The following is a 434-nucleotide window of genomic DNA, read 5'->3' as shown; positions in this document are numbered from 1 at the left end:
ACGCTCCTCGGTGACGGTAATGAATCACGAGTTTTTCGCCCGAGGTGGTCCTGGTGGGCGTCGAAATTAAGGAAACGGAGGTGAGCGACGAGGATTTCGAGGAGATGAAGGGGTTCGTCCGCGACTACCTCGCGGCCAGCGTCGAGAGCGAGGACGACGGCGGACGGATGCGCTGGTACCCCTGGCACTCCGCGTCGTACCGCTTCAACCACATCCTCAACGTCGTCGACCTCGCGACCGAGATCGCCGAGGCCGAGGGCGCCGACGTTGACGTGGTCCGGGTCGCGGCCGTCTTCCACGACGTCGCGAAGCTGGAGGCCGAACAGGACGTCCACGCGGAGGCCGGCGCGCGCGTCACCCGCGAGTACCTCCAGAGTCGCGGCAACTACCCCGAGTCGTTCATCGAGGAGGTGTGCGGCGCTGTCGTCGACCAC

The 434-nt window shown here is 65.9% G+C and carries 1 protein-coding gene; it reads left to right on the top strand.

Annotated features, from left to right (window positions below):
- Nucleotides 1–44: 44 nt before the first annotated feature.
- Nucleotides 45–434 (top strand): HD domain-containing protein (locus tag DVK03_RS19590; RefSeq protein ID WP_121593858.1); only part of this gene is annotated, 390 nt, incomplete at its 3' end.

The organism is Haloferax sp. Atlit-109R (assembly GCF_003665865.1).
GTDB classification, from domain to species: Archaea; Halobacteriota; Halobacteria; order Halobacteriales; family Haloferacaceae; genus Haloferax; species Haloferax volcanii.
This window is presented reverse-complemented; position numbering and strand designations above follow the sequence as displayed.